Below are 15,849 nucleotides of genomic sequence, written 5' to 3'. Positions count from 1 at the left end.
CCAAATACTGTCAAGAAACGGTTTTTGTCTTAACGTTTTCATCCCCCAAAAGCTTTTTAATCTCCCAGAGGACAGGACTTTTTAAATCAATCCAGTATTCTTGCGAAAGTTTTATAAGTTTCTTCCCTCCCGGATACAGGTAAACCGGTGCTGGTCCCGGGTACTTCCGTAAAATCCCCTGGACCAATGGGATATTTCCGGGAGAAACTTTTAGATAAACTTCCAAGGCATTACTCATATCTAACTCGTAAACTCTTTCAACAATCATCTTTAAACCTTCCTCATCTTCTTCAACGGCACCGTAAAACCATAAGATATTTTCCTCCTGCAGCAGGTCACGGTAGGTTAACCAGCAGTCAGGGAATATTACTGCTTCAACGGTCTGATTCAATCCTTCCAGCAGGGCAAAAGCCATTGGTTCTCCTTTGCGGGTTACAGTCCGTTTTATCTCAGCCAAAATAGCCGGATAGTATATTTTTTCTTTGTTTTCTTTTAGGTTACAATGCTTTTGGATAAAGCTCCTAAGGCCAGCCAAGGGATGACCGGTTAAATACAACCCCAGGCTCTCTTTTTCCAACCGCAGCAGTTCCAGTTTTGAAAATTCTTCTTCCAAACGCAGATTGTAGCGGTCGGCCTCCGGTAAAAAATCCCCAAGGGTTAACTGAACGCCATTTGATTTCTTGCTGTAAAATTCTAAAGCATCATCCAAGTTATTTAACAGGGTTTTGCGATTAAAGCCAAAACTCGCAAAAGCCCCAGCTTTAATTAAACTTTCAATTACCCGTTTATTAACCGTTTTTTTGTCTATTCGGTGTAAGAAATCATTAAAATCACGAAAAGGGCCTTTCTGGCGTTCTTCAATTATTTTTGCCGCCGCAGCCTCCCCAACATTTTTTACAGCGGCTAAACCAAAGCGAATTTCCTGACCCGAAATGGTAAAGTCGACTTCACTTAAATTTATATCGGGTGGTAAAACCTTTATACCTCTTCTCTGGCAATCTTCTGCATATACCGTTACTTTATCAAGATTATCTTTTACACTGATTAACAAAGCAGCCAAAAAGGCAACCGGAAAATTTGCCTTTAACCAGGCGGTATAATACGCCACAAAAGCATAAGCCGCACTATGGGACTTATTAAAACCGTAACCGGCAAAATATTCAATAAGATTGAAAATTTCCTCCGCCTTTTCCCGGGGATAGCCCCGTGCCACCGACCGCTCAATAAAATCGTTTTTTAAGGCAGCAATAATTTCGGGCTTCTTCTTACCCATAGCCCGGCGAAGTAAATCCGCCTCCCCGAGGGAAAACCCGGCCAGCACACTGGCAATTAACATCACCTGTTCTTGATAAACTATAACCCCGTAAGTTTCTCTTAAGATCGGCTCCAAGTCGGGATGAGGATATTCCACCGGTACCCTTCCGTGACGACGATTGATAAAATCCTCCACCATTCCGCTGCCCAGCGGCCCAGGCCGGTATAACGCCACCAAGGCAATTAAATCCTCGATACTGGTTGGTTTTAGCTCTTTAAGGATTTGCCTCATCCCCTGACTTTCTAACTGGAAAACACCAACGGTGTCACCCTCTCCTAAAAGTTTATAAGTTTTTTCATCGTCCAAGGGGATGTCTTTTAAATTAATCTCCTTCCCCGTTTGCTTTTTAATGAAATCCAAAGCTTTTTCAATTACGGTTAGCGTTCTTAAGCCCAGCAGGTCAATTTTTAAAAGACCTAACTCCTCGACCGTATCTTTTTCAAACTGGGTGGTCACCACCCCTTCAGAAGTTTTAAACAGCGGTATATGCTTATCAATTTCTTCCGGCGCAATTACCAAACCCGCCGCATGAACCGAAGCATGTCTTGGCATACCTTCAATTTGCCTTGCTAAATCCAATAACTCACGGACTTTGGGGTTGTTTTGATATAATGTTTTAAGTTCCGGAGTGGTTTCGATAGCCTCTTCCAAGGTTATCCCCAGGACGTTGGGAATAAGTTTGGCTATCTTATCTACTTCACTGTAGGGCCAATCCAGGGCCCTCCCTACATCCCTAACTGCAGCTTTGGCAGCCATCGTTCCAAAGGTGATGATTTGGGCTACCCGGTCTTCCCCGTACTTTTGGTACAGATAGTCGATTACCTCCTGCCTCCGTTCAAAACAAAAATCCACATCAATATCCGGCATACTAACTCTTTCCGGATTTAAAAAGCGCTCAAACAAGAGGCCATATTTAAGCGGGTCGATATCGGTGATTTCAAGGGTATAGGCTACCAAGCTCCCCGCAGCAGAACCCCTTCCCGGTCCCACCATAATTCCTTTTTCCCTGGCATAACGGATAAAATCCCAAACAATCAAAAAATATCCAGAAAATCCCATTTGCTCAATAATCTTTAATTCATGCAACAAGCGCGTTTTTACTTCTTCCCCCGGGTTTTGGTACCTTTTGTAAAGTCCCTGAAAACAAAGCTCTTTTAAATATTGCGCAGGAGTTTTCCCCTCAGGTACCGGGAAATCAGGCAAAAGGTATCTACCAAACTCGAACTCTAAATTGCATTGTTCGGCTATATTTAGGGTGTTTTTTAAAGCATCTGGCAGCTCGCCAAAAATAAGCTCCATCTCATAGGGGGTTTTTAAATAAAACTCCTCCGTGGGAAATTTCATCCTACCAGGGTCGTTAATCGACTTTCCAGTTTGGATTGCTAAAAGCACATCATGAGTTTTGGCATGCTCTTTTAAAATGTAATGAACGTCATTGGTAGCTACCAGCGGAATATTTAATTGTTTGGAAAGAGCAACTAATTCCCGATTCACCACTTTTTGTTCGCTTATGCCGTGGTACTGAAGCTCTAAGTAAAAATTTTCCTTTCCAAAAATATCACAGTAGATGCCCGCAACTTCCCGCGCCTTTTCCCTTTGCCCGGATAAAATCAACTCGGGAATTTCACCGGCCAAGCACGAAGATAAGGCAATTAAACCCTGGCTGTTTTCCGCTAAAAGCTGTTTATCCACCCGTGGTTTATAATAATAGCCTTCCGTATACGAACGCGAGACAAGGCGCAAAAGATTTTGATAACCGGTGCGGTCTTTGGCAAGTAAAACCAAGTGCGTTAATTGGTCATCAATTTTAGGAGTTTTGTCAAATCGAGACCTGGGAGCAACGTAAACCTCCACGCCAAGAATAGGCTTTATGCCCTGGGCCTTTGCCTCTTTATAAAATTCAATAACCCCAAACAAGTTTCCGTGATCGGTCAAAGCCAGGGCAGGCATCTTTAATTCCACTGCCCTTCCTACCAGGTCTTTAATTTTCCCTGCTCCATCCAACAAACTGTAACAGCTATGGGTATGCAAATGTACAAAACTCATACATATATCCTCCTATAATAAACCAAAATACACCTCCGACGGGTGCCTTATTTTTCAATTAAACGGACATCAATTAAAGCCTTGGCATTCAGGTTATTTTGCCTATAAAAATCTATCTCTAATTTAGCATTTCTTTTTTCCAGGTACAACAACTTACCCCGAACTACAAGGGTTTCTCCATAAGTCAGGGGAGTTAACAGAGATAAAGAAAAATTATTAACCACTACCGGCGCTTTAACTTTTTTTCGCACCATCAGATTGGCATAAAAAATGGAAAGGGATAAAAGAACAGTGGAACTTAACATACCCAGTTCATTTATTAAAAAATCATTAATTTTTCCTTCTAAAAATACCCCGTTTTCGTCCTCACCAACATGGAAATTTTTTATAATAAGATCTTCTAAAGTTTCGCCAAAATGCGGTTGTCTTTCCAGCCGCTGCAAAGCATCAATAATATTTTGGCGGCTAATAATGCCTAATAACTTAAAAGACTCATCCACAACCGGAACCAAATCAATCCGGTCCCAGGTCATAACCCTGGCTATATGACCAATAGGCGTTTCGGGACTGGCGGAAATAACATCTTTTGACATTAAATTTTCCACTAACTCGTCTTCCCCGGCACCGGCAACATCGGTAGCAGTGATTATGCCGCAAACCCGATTTTCCTTATCCACCACCGGAAAACGGCTGTGGCCGGTATTGAGAAATAATTGGCGCCAATCCCTTACCCTTTGCCCTAAAGAAAGGGTAAATACTTTTTTTACCATAATGTCTCTTGCGGTTATAACTTCTTTTTCTTTTAAGCGCTCATATAAAGCTTGATGCAAAAGCGACGTTACCGTAAAAGTATCGTACGGTGATGATAATATCGCTAAATTATTTTCCCTTGCCAGTTCTAAAAGTTCCGTATTTACCGGAAAACCTCCGGTTATCAGCAGGTGGGCACCGCTTTGTAAAGCTTTTAACTGGGCATCTTCCCGGTTGCCTACGATAAATAAGCAACCCTCTACCAAAAATCTTTCGATGGCTTCAACAGCCATTGCTCCAATTAAAAAATTTGCAAAACGGTAATTTAGCAAATTTTCCCCCACCAGCAAATGGGACTCGGTTATTTTTATAATTTCATTTAATGTTAAATCCTTTAATTCTTTTTTTTCGATATTTGTTATGCGAATCGTTCCTACTTTAGGAACAGTTTTTACCAAACCTTCCGCTTCCGCTTCTTTAATTGCCCTGTAAGCGGTACCTTCGCTAACCTTTAATTCTTTAGCTAACAATCTTACCGACACTTTGCTACCGGAAGGTAAATTGCGAATATAAGCTAATAATTTTGCATGTTTGGTATTACTCATTTAATCCACCCTAACTTTTTGCTGGCAATCACTGCATACTCCGTAAAATTCTAAACGATGATTTTTTACAGAAAACCCCATCTTTTCTTCCACTTCTTTTTCAATCTTCTCTAAGACGGGCATATCTACATCGTAAACCCTGCCACAATTTTCACATACAAAATGGTAATGAGGCACCGGATTTCCGTCAAAACGGCTGTAAGAACTGCCATAATTCAGTTCTAAAATTTCCCCGGATTGGGTTAATTGTCTCAAATTCCGGTAAACGGTACCAAGGCTTATATCGGGAATTATTCTTCGAGCCTGTTCGTAAATCCAATCGGCGGTTGGATGATTTTTGGTATTTTTTAAAATGTCAATAATAACTTTCTTTTGTCGGGTCATTCTTGTGGTAGCTGCCATTGGTTTCACCTCAAGAAAAATTATAATAATAGTTCTTATTTACTATTATAATCCCTTTAAAATTTTTTCATAGTAGTTTAAATAGTTTGTTACTTGTTTTTCTTTACTAAAACGTTCTTTTGCTCTAATTCGCCCCCATCTTCCAAAATCCCTTTTAAGCCAAGGCTCCTTAAGTAATTTTACCACCGCCTCTGCCGCCTTTTCGAGATCCAAATAATCCACCAGGTAACCGGTCTGCCCATCAACAACTACCTCCGGCAAACCTCCAACCCGGTAAGCAACCACCGGAACTTCCATAGCCATCGCTTCTAAAGCTACCAAACCAAAACTCTCGGTTTCGGAAGTAATTAACAGTACATCGGAAATACTTAACACGTCACTGACTTTGGGCATTTTCCCTAAAAACTTCACCTTATTTGTAAGCTTTTTCTTCTGCACTTCATTGAGAACTTTTCCGGTATCCGGTCCCTCACCTACGTACACTAAGACACTATCAACCTCGGTTTGCACTTTAGAAAAAATTTCTAAAACATCTAAGGCCCGTTTTACTGGCCGAAAATTGGAAATATGAATGATTACTTTTTGCTTTTCCGGAACTCCCAATTTTTCTTTTAAACTTTCATCCGTTTTCGGCTGATACTCGTCAAGATCAACAAAATTGTAGATAACCTCAATGGTCCTGGGACTTATGGCAAATATCTCACAGGTTACATTTTTTAAATACTCGGAAACCGCTGTAACACCATCGGATTTTAGTATGGACCAGCGGGTTACATCAAAAAGTTCTCGCCGCTGGCCAACTAAGGTAACATCAGTGCCATGGAGGGTAGTAATAACTTTGAGCTCTTTACCTTCGCTACTTAAAATTTCCTTCGCCATCAAGGCTGCCACCGTATGGGGGATAGCATAGTGGGTATGAATTAAGTCTATATGGTAAGTTCGAACAACTTCAATAATTTTTCCGGCCAGGGGCAAGTAGTATAACGGAAACTTAAAAAGCGGATAATCGACCGGCTCTACCTCGTGGTAATAAATCCCGGGGAGAATTCCTTCTAAACGAAAAGGGCGTTCAAGGCAGATAAAATGGACTTCAATCCCTTTTTGTCCTAAAGCTTTTCCCAGTTCCGCAGCTACAACCCCACTTCCGCCATAACCGGGATAACAAACAATACCGATTTTCACAGGATCACCTACTTAATCAATACCAGGGGGTGTTCTAACTCCAGGAATTCCTGTAAGACAAAACCTTCTCCGTACCTTTTTCCTATTTGCGCTCCAAAAAAGAGGTCCCGGCTTTCTATCCTGCCCAGAAACTGTCCTTCATTTAAAAATGTCTGACTGAATTCCGGACGGTGCGCAAACTGCGAAACATGGGCTAAAACAGCCCTTTTTTTAATGGAATAATATTCGGTTACATCCACTACAAAGCTCGGTGTAGCTGAAATCGTTAAAAAATATCTTAAATACTTCTCCGGTCTTTTAATTGGCTTTATTTCCGGTAACACTTTGTTCAGTCCTGCACTAAAGAAACCTTCTTTAACTAAGCTTCCAGCCCTTTCGTGATCCGGATGCCTGTCCACCCAGTAGGGGGCAGCAATCACCTTCGGCTGGGCTTTGCGTAAAATCTCGACTACTTTTTCAATATTTTCCGGCGTTAAATTAATACCCCGATCGGGAATTTCTAAATTTATCCGAAAGCTTGCTCCTAAAATTTCCATTGCCTTATACGCTTCATCCTGACGTTGTTCGATAGTACCGTTGGTAGCCATTTCACCCAGGGTTAAATCCACCAGTCCCACTTTATAACCAAGCCGGGTTAATTTGGCAATCGTTCCACCAATGCCGCATTCAATATCATCAGGGTGGGCTCCAAAAGCTAAAAAATCAACCTTTTCCATTTATTTTTCCTCCTTAACTCAAAATTTTACTGAATACAGCCTGCAAATGTTCTACGCTGTTTGTTTCAATCATGGAAACTTCTTGGGCTAATTTTTTAAGTAAAGTATCTTCCTGCCATTTTTTGGCCGGTACCGGATTTAAAAATTTTACATCCTGGTATTGCCGGCAAATTTTCTTAAGCTCTTCTAAAGTTTCAGCAAACTGCACCGTTTTTCCATCGGAAAAGATTAAAAGCGTCTGTCGAAAACTTCTCCTGGTTTTGGCAATATTTAGGTAACTTTTTAAGGTTTGATTGAGATTTGTTCCGCGTCCCCACTGCTGGCTATCTTCAATTAGCCGCTTTAAATCCAAAAGAGACTTGTTATAATTTTTAAGCGGTAACACTTCTAAATCTTCGGCAAAAAGGTAGAGTTCAATTTTTTTTAAGCTTCGCGCCACAGCAAATAAAAAAGAAAGGGCAAATTTAGCGTAAATCGCCATCGACGCCGAAACATCAATTAAAAGGGTAATTTGGGGCTTATTTTTTTTCTTCTCCCGATATTTTAAGTTAAATAACACTCCCCCGTGGGATAAATTGGCGCGAATGGTTTTTCGTAAGTTTATATACTTTTTTCTCCTGGTTTCTTTCAACCGCCTCGAAGCTTTGGCATTTAATCTTCCCGCATAACGTTTAATTAATTTTTCCACCCTTTCGTAATCCCGTTCGCTTAAATCCTTTAAATTAGCAGTAAAAAGGTCTTTTCTCCGACCACCAACTCCCGCCTCCGGTAAAACCATCCGTTCTTGATAATATTTTAAGACTCCCTTTATAGTTTTTTCTAACAGAGGAAAGCTATCTACAATTTGATTGGGGTAAAATTGCTTAATTTTTTCGTATAGCTTTTGGAAAACTTCCGGTGGAAGACTGTTTAAAACTTCCTTTTCCTTATTATTAAATTCAATTTCCCGGTAAATTCCGGCCTGTTTCAAAGCTTGATTAACCTTGTGAGCTTTATCCTCCCATTTTTGCCTTGGGTGGTGGACTGGTTTTAAAAAATCATCGGTAAAATAAAAATCAAAAATTTCACCAAAACTATCTTTAAGACCGCTACTTTTTAGTAATGTTGCCTGAAAAACCGCTTTTAACTCGCTATTATTCTGGGGATTGACTAACGCCAGGGCTTTTAACAAATCTTCAATTTCCCCGGTGGAAATGGAAAATCCCTGAATCCTTAATAAATCCACAAAAAACAGGACATTTTTTAACATTTTACTCCCTCATTTAAGTATTTTCATCTATATATTGGAGCAGGCGATTTGCCCCCCCTTTTTCATAAAACGTCTCAATATCCTCTTTATTTTTTAAAACAAACCCAATGGTGTTTTCGATAAACTCTTTAGTTAAGCGCTCATCCCCCAATAAAGCAAGAGTTTTTGCCCAGTCCAACGTCTCGGAAATAGCGGGAGGTTTATAAAGATCCAACTCCCGGCGGAGAAAATGAACGGCCGTTGCCACTTTTTCCGCTAATTCTTGATGAATTTCTTTTACTTTTTTAAGAATTATCTTTGTCTCTAATTTTATATCGGGAAAATCAATATATAAATAAACGGCTCGCCGTTTTAAACCATCGGATAATTCGCGACTTCCGTTGCTCGTTAGCACCACCAAAGGAATCTCCCTGGCCTTAATTGTTCCAAGCTCCGGTATTGTTACCTGAAAATCCGAAAGAAGCTCAAATAAAAATGCTTCAAATTCTTCATCCACCTTATCAATTTCATCGATTAATAGCACTGGCTTTTTTTGCGCCCGAAGAGCTTTCAGTAAAGGTCTTTCCAAAAGGTACTCCTCGGAAAAAACAAAAGTCTTATCGTCGTTATTTTTACTGCTTTGAATGGCAATTAACTGTTTATGATAGTTCCATTCGTATAAAGCTTTAGCTTCATCCAAGCCTTCATAACACTGAAGGCGAATTAGATCTGTATTTAACACTTTAGCCAGCACCTTTGCCAGCTCCGTTTTACCAACTCCGGGAGGTCCTTCAACTAAAATTGGCTTGTTTAATTTTAAAGCTAAGAAAACTGGAATGGCAATCTCCGGAGAGGTTAAATACCCCGCTTCTTCCATTTTTTGTAGAAGGTTTTGATAATTTTCCAAAAATTTCCCTCCTTAACTTCCCTGTTTTCAATTAATTATAGCACAAAAAAAGCTGCAGGAACTGCAGCTTAAAAACCTATTGTTTTAAGCGGGGATCCAGAGCATCTCTTAAACCATCTCCTAAAAGATTAAAGCCCAGAACGTTTAACATAATCGCTAATCCCGGGAAGAAAGCAACCCATGGGGCTTTTACTAAAAGTTCCCGGGCATCAACCAGCATCGCACCCCACTCGGGGGTTGGCGGCTGGGCACCAAGCCCCAAAAAGCTAAGCCCGGCGGCATCCAATATTGCAGTACCAATATTCATGGTACCCTGAACAATTATCGGCGCCATGGAGTTAGGTAAAATATGGCGAAACAATATGGTAAAATCATTGGCCCCAACCGCCCGCGCCGCTTCCACAAACTCCATTTCTTTTAAACTTAATACCGTAGACCGTACTACCCGGGCAAAACTTGGCACCATTACAATTCCCACGGCAATCATCGCGTTATTTAAACTGGGCCCCAAAACCGAAGTTATGGCAATAGCCAAAAGAATGCTGGGAAAAGCTAAAATAATATCAACAATCCGCATAAGAAGAGAGTCAAGAAAACCACCATAATATCCGGCAATTAAACCCATTAACGTTCCAACGATTAACGCCAAACCTACAGAAATCACGCCAATTTCTACCGAAATTCGTGCTCCAAAAATTATGCGGCTTAAAATATCCCGACCCAACTTATCGGTACCAAGCAAATGCTCCGAAGAAGGGGGTTTTAACCTATTTTGTAAACTTCCATCTTTAATCGGATCATAGGGAGCAAGCACGGGAGCAAAAATTGCAGTAAAGAGTAACAGTAAGACAATAATTAAACCCACCACCGCCGCTTTATTTTTCAAAAGGCGTTTTATCCAGTCTTTTTCCCAAAGTTTAGCCATAGCTATCCTCCTGCTACTGATACCGAATTCGGGGGTCTATTACTGTATATAAAATATCGACAATTAAATTAATTAAAACAAAAATTAGGGCGATAATTGTGATACTACCCTGAACTACGGGAAAATCCCTGGCCATAATGGCTTGATAAATATACCGTCCTACCCCCGGCCAGGAAAACACCGTTTCGGTCATGACCGCCCCGCCTAAAAGGTACCCAAACTGCAAACCAATAACGGTTAATACCGGTAAAAAAGCATTTTTTAATGCGTGTTTTAAAATTACCGTTGCTTCTCCAAGACCTTTGGCCCGGGCAGTACGGATGTAGTCCTGGCGCAAAACCTCCAGCATCGAACTCCGGGTCATGCGGGCAATAATCGACATTGGTATTGTTCCTAAAGCTAAAGCCGGTAAGATTAGGTGGGCTAAAGCATCTTTAAACGCCGCCCAGTTGCCCGCCAGTAAAGTATCAATCAAGTATAAATTGGTAACGGTTGGAACCGAATATTCAATGCTTAAACGGGCGGACGGGGGAAGCCATCCTAAAACTTGGGCAAAAAGGTAGATCAGCATCAAACCCAGCCAAAAAATCGGCATGGAAACCCCCGTTAAAGCTCCAACCATACTTAAATTATCAAACCACGAATACTGCTTAACCGCTGCCACAATTCCTGCTGCAATTCCGACAATGGTAGCAATAAACATGGCAGCAAGCGTTAACTCGACCGTTGCCGGAAAAAAGGTTGCCAATTCTTTTAGGACTTTTTCATGGGTTATAATTGAACGCCCCAGGTCTCCATGGAGTAAGTTATTCAAAAACTTTAAATACTGCTTATATAAAGGGTCATTTAAACCCAATTGCTCTCGTAGTTCCGCTGCCCTTTCCGGTGAAGCATGTTCTCCAAGAATAACCGTCACCGGATCGCCGGGAATAAAGTGTATGAGCATAAAAGAAAGAAAGGTTATCCCAAAGAGTACCGGAATCAGTTGTAATAATCTTCTCACTATATAGTTGGCCATACATAGTATACCTCCATTTTTAAAAGAAGGGGGTTATTTACCCCCTTCTTTATAACCCGTTTTACTCTTCTTTATCAACTTTAAAGAAACATTCACTACCGGTGGGATGAGGTATCCAGTTTTTAACCGATTTCCTGGCTGCTACCGGTGGCGTTGAGTGAACCAGGGGAACCCAAGGAGCATCATTATGAATAATTACTTGAGCTTCTTTGTAGTACTCGGCACGCTTGGTCTGGTCACTTTCCTGCTGAGCCTTTATTAATAACTCATGAACTTTATCATTTTTATAGAAAGCAACGTTGGAAGCTGAACCTTTCTTGGCATTGTCTTTATCCAGCAATACATAAAGGAAGTTATCGGGGTCACCGTTGTCGCCGGTCCAACCCAGGAGATATAAGTCATGCTCCCCATTTTCACCTTTCTTTAAGTAAGTAGCCCAGTCATAAGTCACAATTTTTGCTTTAATTCCAACCGCCTCTAAGTCTTTTTGAATTGCTTCTGCTATTTGTTTCGGTTGCGGCATGTAAGGTCTTGCCACCGGCATTGCCCATAAGGTGGTGGTAAAGCCATTGGGATATCCCGCTTCCGCTAACAGAGCTTTGGCCTTGGCCGGATCATATTCGTAGTCTTGAATCTCATCGTTATAACCCCAAAGGGACGGTGGTAAGGGGTTCTTGGCGGGTTTGGCAAGACCGCCGTAAAAAGCATCCACTAACGCTTTTTTATTAATAGCATAGTTAATTGCCTGTCTAACTTTAACATTATCAAAAGGTTTCTTTTCCGTGTTCATCGCAAGGTACCCAACGTTCATAGAAGGTCGTAACAGTAACTGCAGGTTGGGGTCATTTTTAACCGTCTCTACATCATCAGGATTTATGTCAGTTATTGCATCCACGTTACCCGACTTTAATTCCATGAGTCGGGCCGAATTGTCGGGAATTGTACGGAAAATAACCTTGGCAAAGTTGGCTTTTCCTCCCCAGTACTCATCAAACCGCTCTAAAACCACCCGGTCATCTTTTTTCCATTCGACAAATTTAAACGGACCGGTACCCACAGGATGTTTAAAGTAATCCTGGCCGTATTTTTTAATAGCTTCTGGACTGGAAATAGCAAAGCTGGGCATTGCCAGGTTGGATAAGAAGGGAGCTAAAGGAGTTTTTAAAGTAATTTGGACGGTGTATTCATCAACCACCTTAACCTCCTTAATTACTCCCGGATAACCACCAAACATGTAACCGTAATACTCAAACTCGCCGTGATGGTAGGGATTGTTTTTATTCATCCAGCGGTCAAAATTAAATTTCACCGCTTCCGCATTAAACGGTGTGCCATCGTGGAACTTTACGCCTTTCCGGAGATGAAAAGTCCAGGTAAGCCCGTCTTTAGAAGTTTCCCAGGACTCGGCAAGCCCGGGAACCACTTCGGTATTGTCATCCTTATATTTCACCAGGGTTTCAAATATTTGCTGGGTTACATAAATTGACTCCCCATCGGTAACGTTTGCTGGATCTAGGCCTACCGGATCACCGGATTTGGCAAAAACAAATACTTTTTCTTTTGTTTCTTTAGTTTCATTTTTAGCCGTATTTCCCCCGCAAGCAGTTAATGTAAATACAAAAGCTAAAAGTACTAAAAAGGAAACTACTTTAATTTTCTGCAAAACTTTTCCCTCCTCCATTTTGCTTATTTTCTTATGCATTGCTAAAAATCTCTAAAAAATTCTATATCCCCCTTTTCACCTCCCCGCTATATAAATGGCACCTCACAACGTGCCCGTTTTCCAGTTCCACAGGTTCCGGCATAACTTCAGTACAAATCGGTTTTTTGTCAGGACAGCGGGGATGAAAACTACAGCCCGCTGGAGGATTTATGGGACTTGGAACATCTCCTTCTAAAATTATTCTTTCTTTTTTGGCCCCGGGCTCCGGTACCGGAATCGCCGAGAGTAACGCGATGGTGTACGGATGCTTGGGGTTATTAAAAATTAGATCCACCGGTCCCGATTCCACTATTTTTCCCAAATACATTACCGCGACCCGCTGGCTAATATGTTTGACAACGCTTAAATCGTGAGCGATAAAGATATAAGTTAGTCCGTATTCTTTTTGTAAATCTTCCAAAAGATTGATAACCTGAGCCTGAACGGAAACATCCAAAGCAGAAACCGGCTCATCGCAGACAATTAATTTGGGATTTAAGGCCAAAGCCCGGGCAATGCCAATTCTTTGGCGCTGGCCTCCGGAAAACTCATGGGGATAACGGTCCAAATGCGAACGGCTCAAACCAACCTTCTCGATTAATTCTTCCACCCGTTTTTTAATGTTTTCTTTGTATTTAAAAATCCGTAACGGTTCAGCAATAATTTCCGCAACGGTCATCCGCGGGTCCAATGAAGCAAAAGGGTCCTGAAAAATAATTTGCATTTCTCTTCTTTTTTTTCGCATCTCTTTTTGAGTTAATGTTAAAATGTTCTCTCCCTCAAAGATAACCTCTCCGGAAGTCGGCTCAATTAAGCGCAGAATTGCACGACCGGTCGTCGATTTACCGCATCCCGATTCCCCCACTAACCCCAAAGTTTCCCCTTTATATAACGTAAAAGACACGTCATCAACTGCTTTTAACCATCTTTTTTCTTTAAACGGACCGAAGCCCTTCCCTACCGGAAAATATTTTTTGAGGTTTCTTACTTCAAGAAGCGGCTGCATCATCCAAAACCCCCTGGTATAAGTGACAGGCAATTTTGCGGTCCGGTAATTCCCGGAAATCCGGTTTAACTTGACTGCATACTTCTTGTTTAAAGCTGCAACGGGGATAAAAAGCACATCCCCTGGGCAAATTCCCCAAATCCGGTGGTGAACCTTCAATTGGGGTTAAACGGGTCTTTTGCTCTTTAAGCCTGGGAATTGAGTTTAAAAGCCCAAGGGTATACGGATGCTTGGGGTTAGCAAAAAGAGTCTTGACATCGGCAAACTCTACCGGTCTTCCCGCATACATCACCAACACCTTGTGGCACATTTCCGCCACAACCCCAAGATCATGGGTAATCATTATGATGGAAGTCCCGTACTCTTTCTGCAGTTCCTTCATTAAAGCTAAAATCTGGGCCTGAATGGTGACGTCCAGGGCGGTGGTTGGTTCATCGGCAATTAATAAGGCCGGATTTAAGGCCAGGGCCATGGCAATCATAACCCTTTGGCGCATCCCACCGCTAAACTGATGAGGATAACTTTTAAGGCGTTTTTCTGCTTCCGGAATTCCAACTTTTTTTAATAGCTCCACAGCTTTTTCCCGGGCTTCCTTTTTACTTAACTTTTTATGTACCCGAAACACCTCTAAAAGCTGTTCCTCTATGGTAAAAACGGGATTTAGCGAAGTCATCGGATCTTGAAAGATCATGGATATTTTTTCACCGCGAATTTTGCGCATTTCTTTTTCGCTTAATTTTAAAAGATCCTCACCGGCAAAAATAATTTCTCCTCCAACTATCTTCCCGGGAGGTGAAGGAACAAGCCGCATAATAGACAGGGAAGTAACCGATTTTCCTGAACCTGATTCACCCACAATTCCCAAAATTTCTCCCCGGTTCAGGGTAAAACTGACACCATCAACTGCCCGAATTTCTTTCCCTGAACTGTAAAAATAAGTTTTTAAATCTTTTACTTCCAAAATCTTTTCCATAACCCTCGCTCCGATTTATTTTTTTAATATTATTTCACATTATTAAATAATTTTCTATTTTTTCTCATATTTCTCATTGTATACAAAAAGGGACAGTCCCTTTTTGTATAGTTTAAGTATAATTTTAGGGACTGTCCCGAAAATTATATTAGCTTATATTTATTCTTGGGACGGCCAATGCGACCGTAGTCACACTCGATACTCACTATACCTTCATTTACCATATACAGTAAATACCGGTGTACTGTTGGGTAAGCAAGGCCCACTCCTTCAGTAATTTCCTCTATAGTTTGCGGTTCCTTTTGCTCTTTGAGATACTCTACAATTAAATTGAAGGTTTTTTTATTAATTCCCTTGGCCAAAAATCCATCCTGATCTTTTTTCTCCTGTGAGCGATTTATCTCAATCATGCGCGCATGTACTTTTAGCCTGGCAATTAAATCCGGTGCCTTAATTGGTTTTAAAGCAAAGTCAGAAGCTCCCACTTCCAAAAATTTATCGGCAATTTGTTGACGTTCATCTACTGTCAGAACAATTATCGGAACCCCTTGATCAATTTCCCGAATCCTTTCCACCGTATCCAACCCATCTAACGCTGGCATGTGATAATCAACCAGCACCATATCCGGCTTTTCCCGTACAAATTTTTCAATACCTATTGCTCCGTTTTCCGCTTTAATCGCTTCCCAGCCCATAAAGGCGATAATTTCCCCCACAGTGTAGCGAATGCCTTCATCGTCATCAATAATGAGTACTTTCACCATATCCCTGGTCATCCAAACTGTGCAAAACTGCATCAGTTTAGAAGGTTGGGGTATTTGTTGTCCGCCTTTCAGACTGCCCCGGCCCCAACTGGCGGTATTTGGGACAGTCATAGCCCCTGCCCCAAGAAGCAGGAACTCACCGTGGCCTTCAGCCACCTTCTCCCATACCGCTTACGAGCATCCTCTTCAGCGGTGACAGGTCACGATATAATGGCCTGTCCAGGAGAGCTCCCGTCAGGAGGGCTACCCGCAAAACTCGCCACGGTTTGTACGGTAAGGTTTTCCCCTTTACCGCAGTACCTTCATTCCT

Annotated in this window: 13 protein-coding genes; all 13 read right to left on the bottom strand. The window is 41.5% G+C overall.

The features are described 5' to 3' along the window. Nucleotides 1-10: 10 nt before the first annotated feature. The 13 genes from CARFE_RS0107470 to CARFE_RS0107410 all read right to left on the bottom strand — a co-directional run bounded on the left by CARFE_RS0107470 (nt 11) and on the right by CARFE_RS0107410 (nt 15,539). Nucleotides 11-3,361, bottom strand: coding sequence for a DNA polymerase III subunit alpha (locus CARFE_RS0107470; RefSeq protein WP_028052302.1), 3,351 nt, complete (start codon nt 3,359-3,361; stop codon nt 11-13). 47 nt (nt 3,362-3,408) lie between these two features. Further along, complete coding sequence (locus tag CARFE_RS0107465; protein WP_028052301.1) at nt 3,409-4,716, bottom strand: DRTGG domain-containing protein; 1,308 nt, start codon at nt 4,714-4,716, stop codon at nt 3,409-3,411. Further along, a complete protein-coding gene (locus CARFE_RS0107460; RefSeq protein ID WP_028052300.1) occupies nt 4,717-5,118 on the bottom strand; it encodes a Fur family transcriptional regulator in 402 nt (133 codons plus the stop codon). It lies immediately after the preceding gene. 45 nt (nt 5,119-5,163) lie between these two features. Further along, nucleotides 5,164-6,300 (bottom strand): N-acetyl-alpha-D-glucosaminyl L-malate synthase BshA, encoded by a 1,137-nt coding sequence (bshA, locus tag CARFE_RS0107455; RefSeq protein ID WP_028052299.1) that lies wholly within the window; start codon nt 6,298-6,300, stop codon nt 5,164-5,166. Between the two features lie 8 nt (nt 6,301-6,308). Further along, the gene (bshB1, locus tag CARFE_RS0107450) at nt 6,309-7,016 is read right to left on the bottom strand and encodes a bacillithiol biosynthesis deacetylase BshB1 (protein ID WP_028052298.1); all 708 of its coding nucleotides are present in this window, start codon (nt 7,014-7,016) and stop codon (nt 6,309-6,311) included. Nucleotides 7,017-7,029: 13 nt separating this feature from the next. Beyond that, complete coding sequence (locus CARFE_RS0107445) at nt 7,030-8,265, bottom strand: VWA domain-containing protein (RefSeq protein ID WP_028052297.1); 1,236 nt, start codon at nt 8,263-8,265, stop codon at nt 7,030-7,032. A gap of 13 nt (nt 8,266-8,278) precedes the next feature. Beyond that, a complete protein-coding gene (locus CARFE_RS0107440) occupies nt 8,279-9,151 on the bottom strand; it encodes an AAA family ATPase (RefSeq protein ID WP_028052296.1) in 873 nt (290 codons plus the stop codon). Nucleotides 9,152-9,227: 76 nt separating this feature from the next. After that, nucleotides 9,228-10,076, bottom strand: coding sequence for a nickel transporter permease (gene nikC / locus CARFE_RS0107435; RefSeq protein ID WP_051250222.1), 849 nt, complete (start codon nt 10,074-10,076; stop codon nt 9,228-9,230). A gap of 13 nt (nt 10,077-10,089) precedes the next feature. After that, nucleotides 10,090-11,094 (bottom strand): ABC transporter permease, encoded by a 1,005-nt coding sequence (locus CARFE_RS0107430; protein ID WP_028052294.1) that lies wholly within the window; start codon nt 11,092-11,094, stop codon nt 10,090-10,092. A gap of 61 nt (nt 11,095-11,155) precedes the next feature. Then, a complete protein-coding gene (locus tag CARFE_RS0107425) occupies nt 11,156-12,757 on the bottom strand; it encodes an ABC transporter substrate-binding protein (RefSeq protein ID WP_028052293.1) in 1,602 nt (533 codons plus the stop codon). A 61-nt stretch (nt 12,758-12,818) separates the two neighbouring features. Further along, entirely contained in the window at nt 12,819-13,805 is a 987-nt protein-coding gene (locus tag CARFE_RS0107420; RefSeq protein WP_028052292.1) for an ABC transporter ATP-binding protein, read from the bottom strand. Continuing rightward, the gene (locus CARFE_RS0107415) at nt 13,786-14,775 is read right to left on the bottom strand and encodes an ABC transporter ATP-binding protein (RefSeq protein WP_028052291.1); all 990 of its coding nucleotides are present in this window, start codon (nt 14,773-14,775) and stop codon (nt 13,786-13,788) included. The genes CARFE_RS0107420 and CARFE_RS0107415 overlap by 20 nt, the downstream gene beginning before the upstream one ends. Before the next feature lie 143 nt (nt 14,776-14,918). Then, nucleotides 14,919-15,539 (bottom strand): response regulator, encoded by a 621-nt coding sequence (locus CARFE_RS0107410; RefSeq protein WP_218852237.1) that lies wholly within the window; start codon nt 15,537-15,539, stop codon nt 14,919-14,921. Nucleotides 15,540-15,849 lie beyond the last annotated feature (310 nt).

Source organism: Carboxydothermus ferrireducens DSM 11255 (assembly GCF_000427565.1).
Classification (GTDB): Bacteria; Bacillota; Z-2901; order Carboxydothermales; family Carboxydothermaceae; genus Carboxydothermus; species Carboxydothermus hydrogenoformans.
Note: the sequence above shows the minus strand (reverse complement) of the source record. Positions and strands in the feature narration are given on the sequence as shown.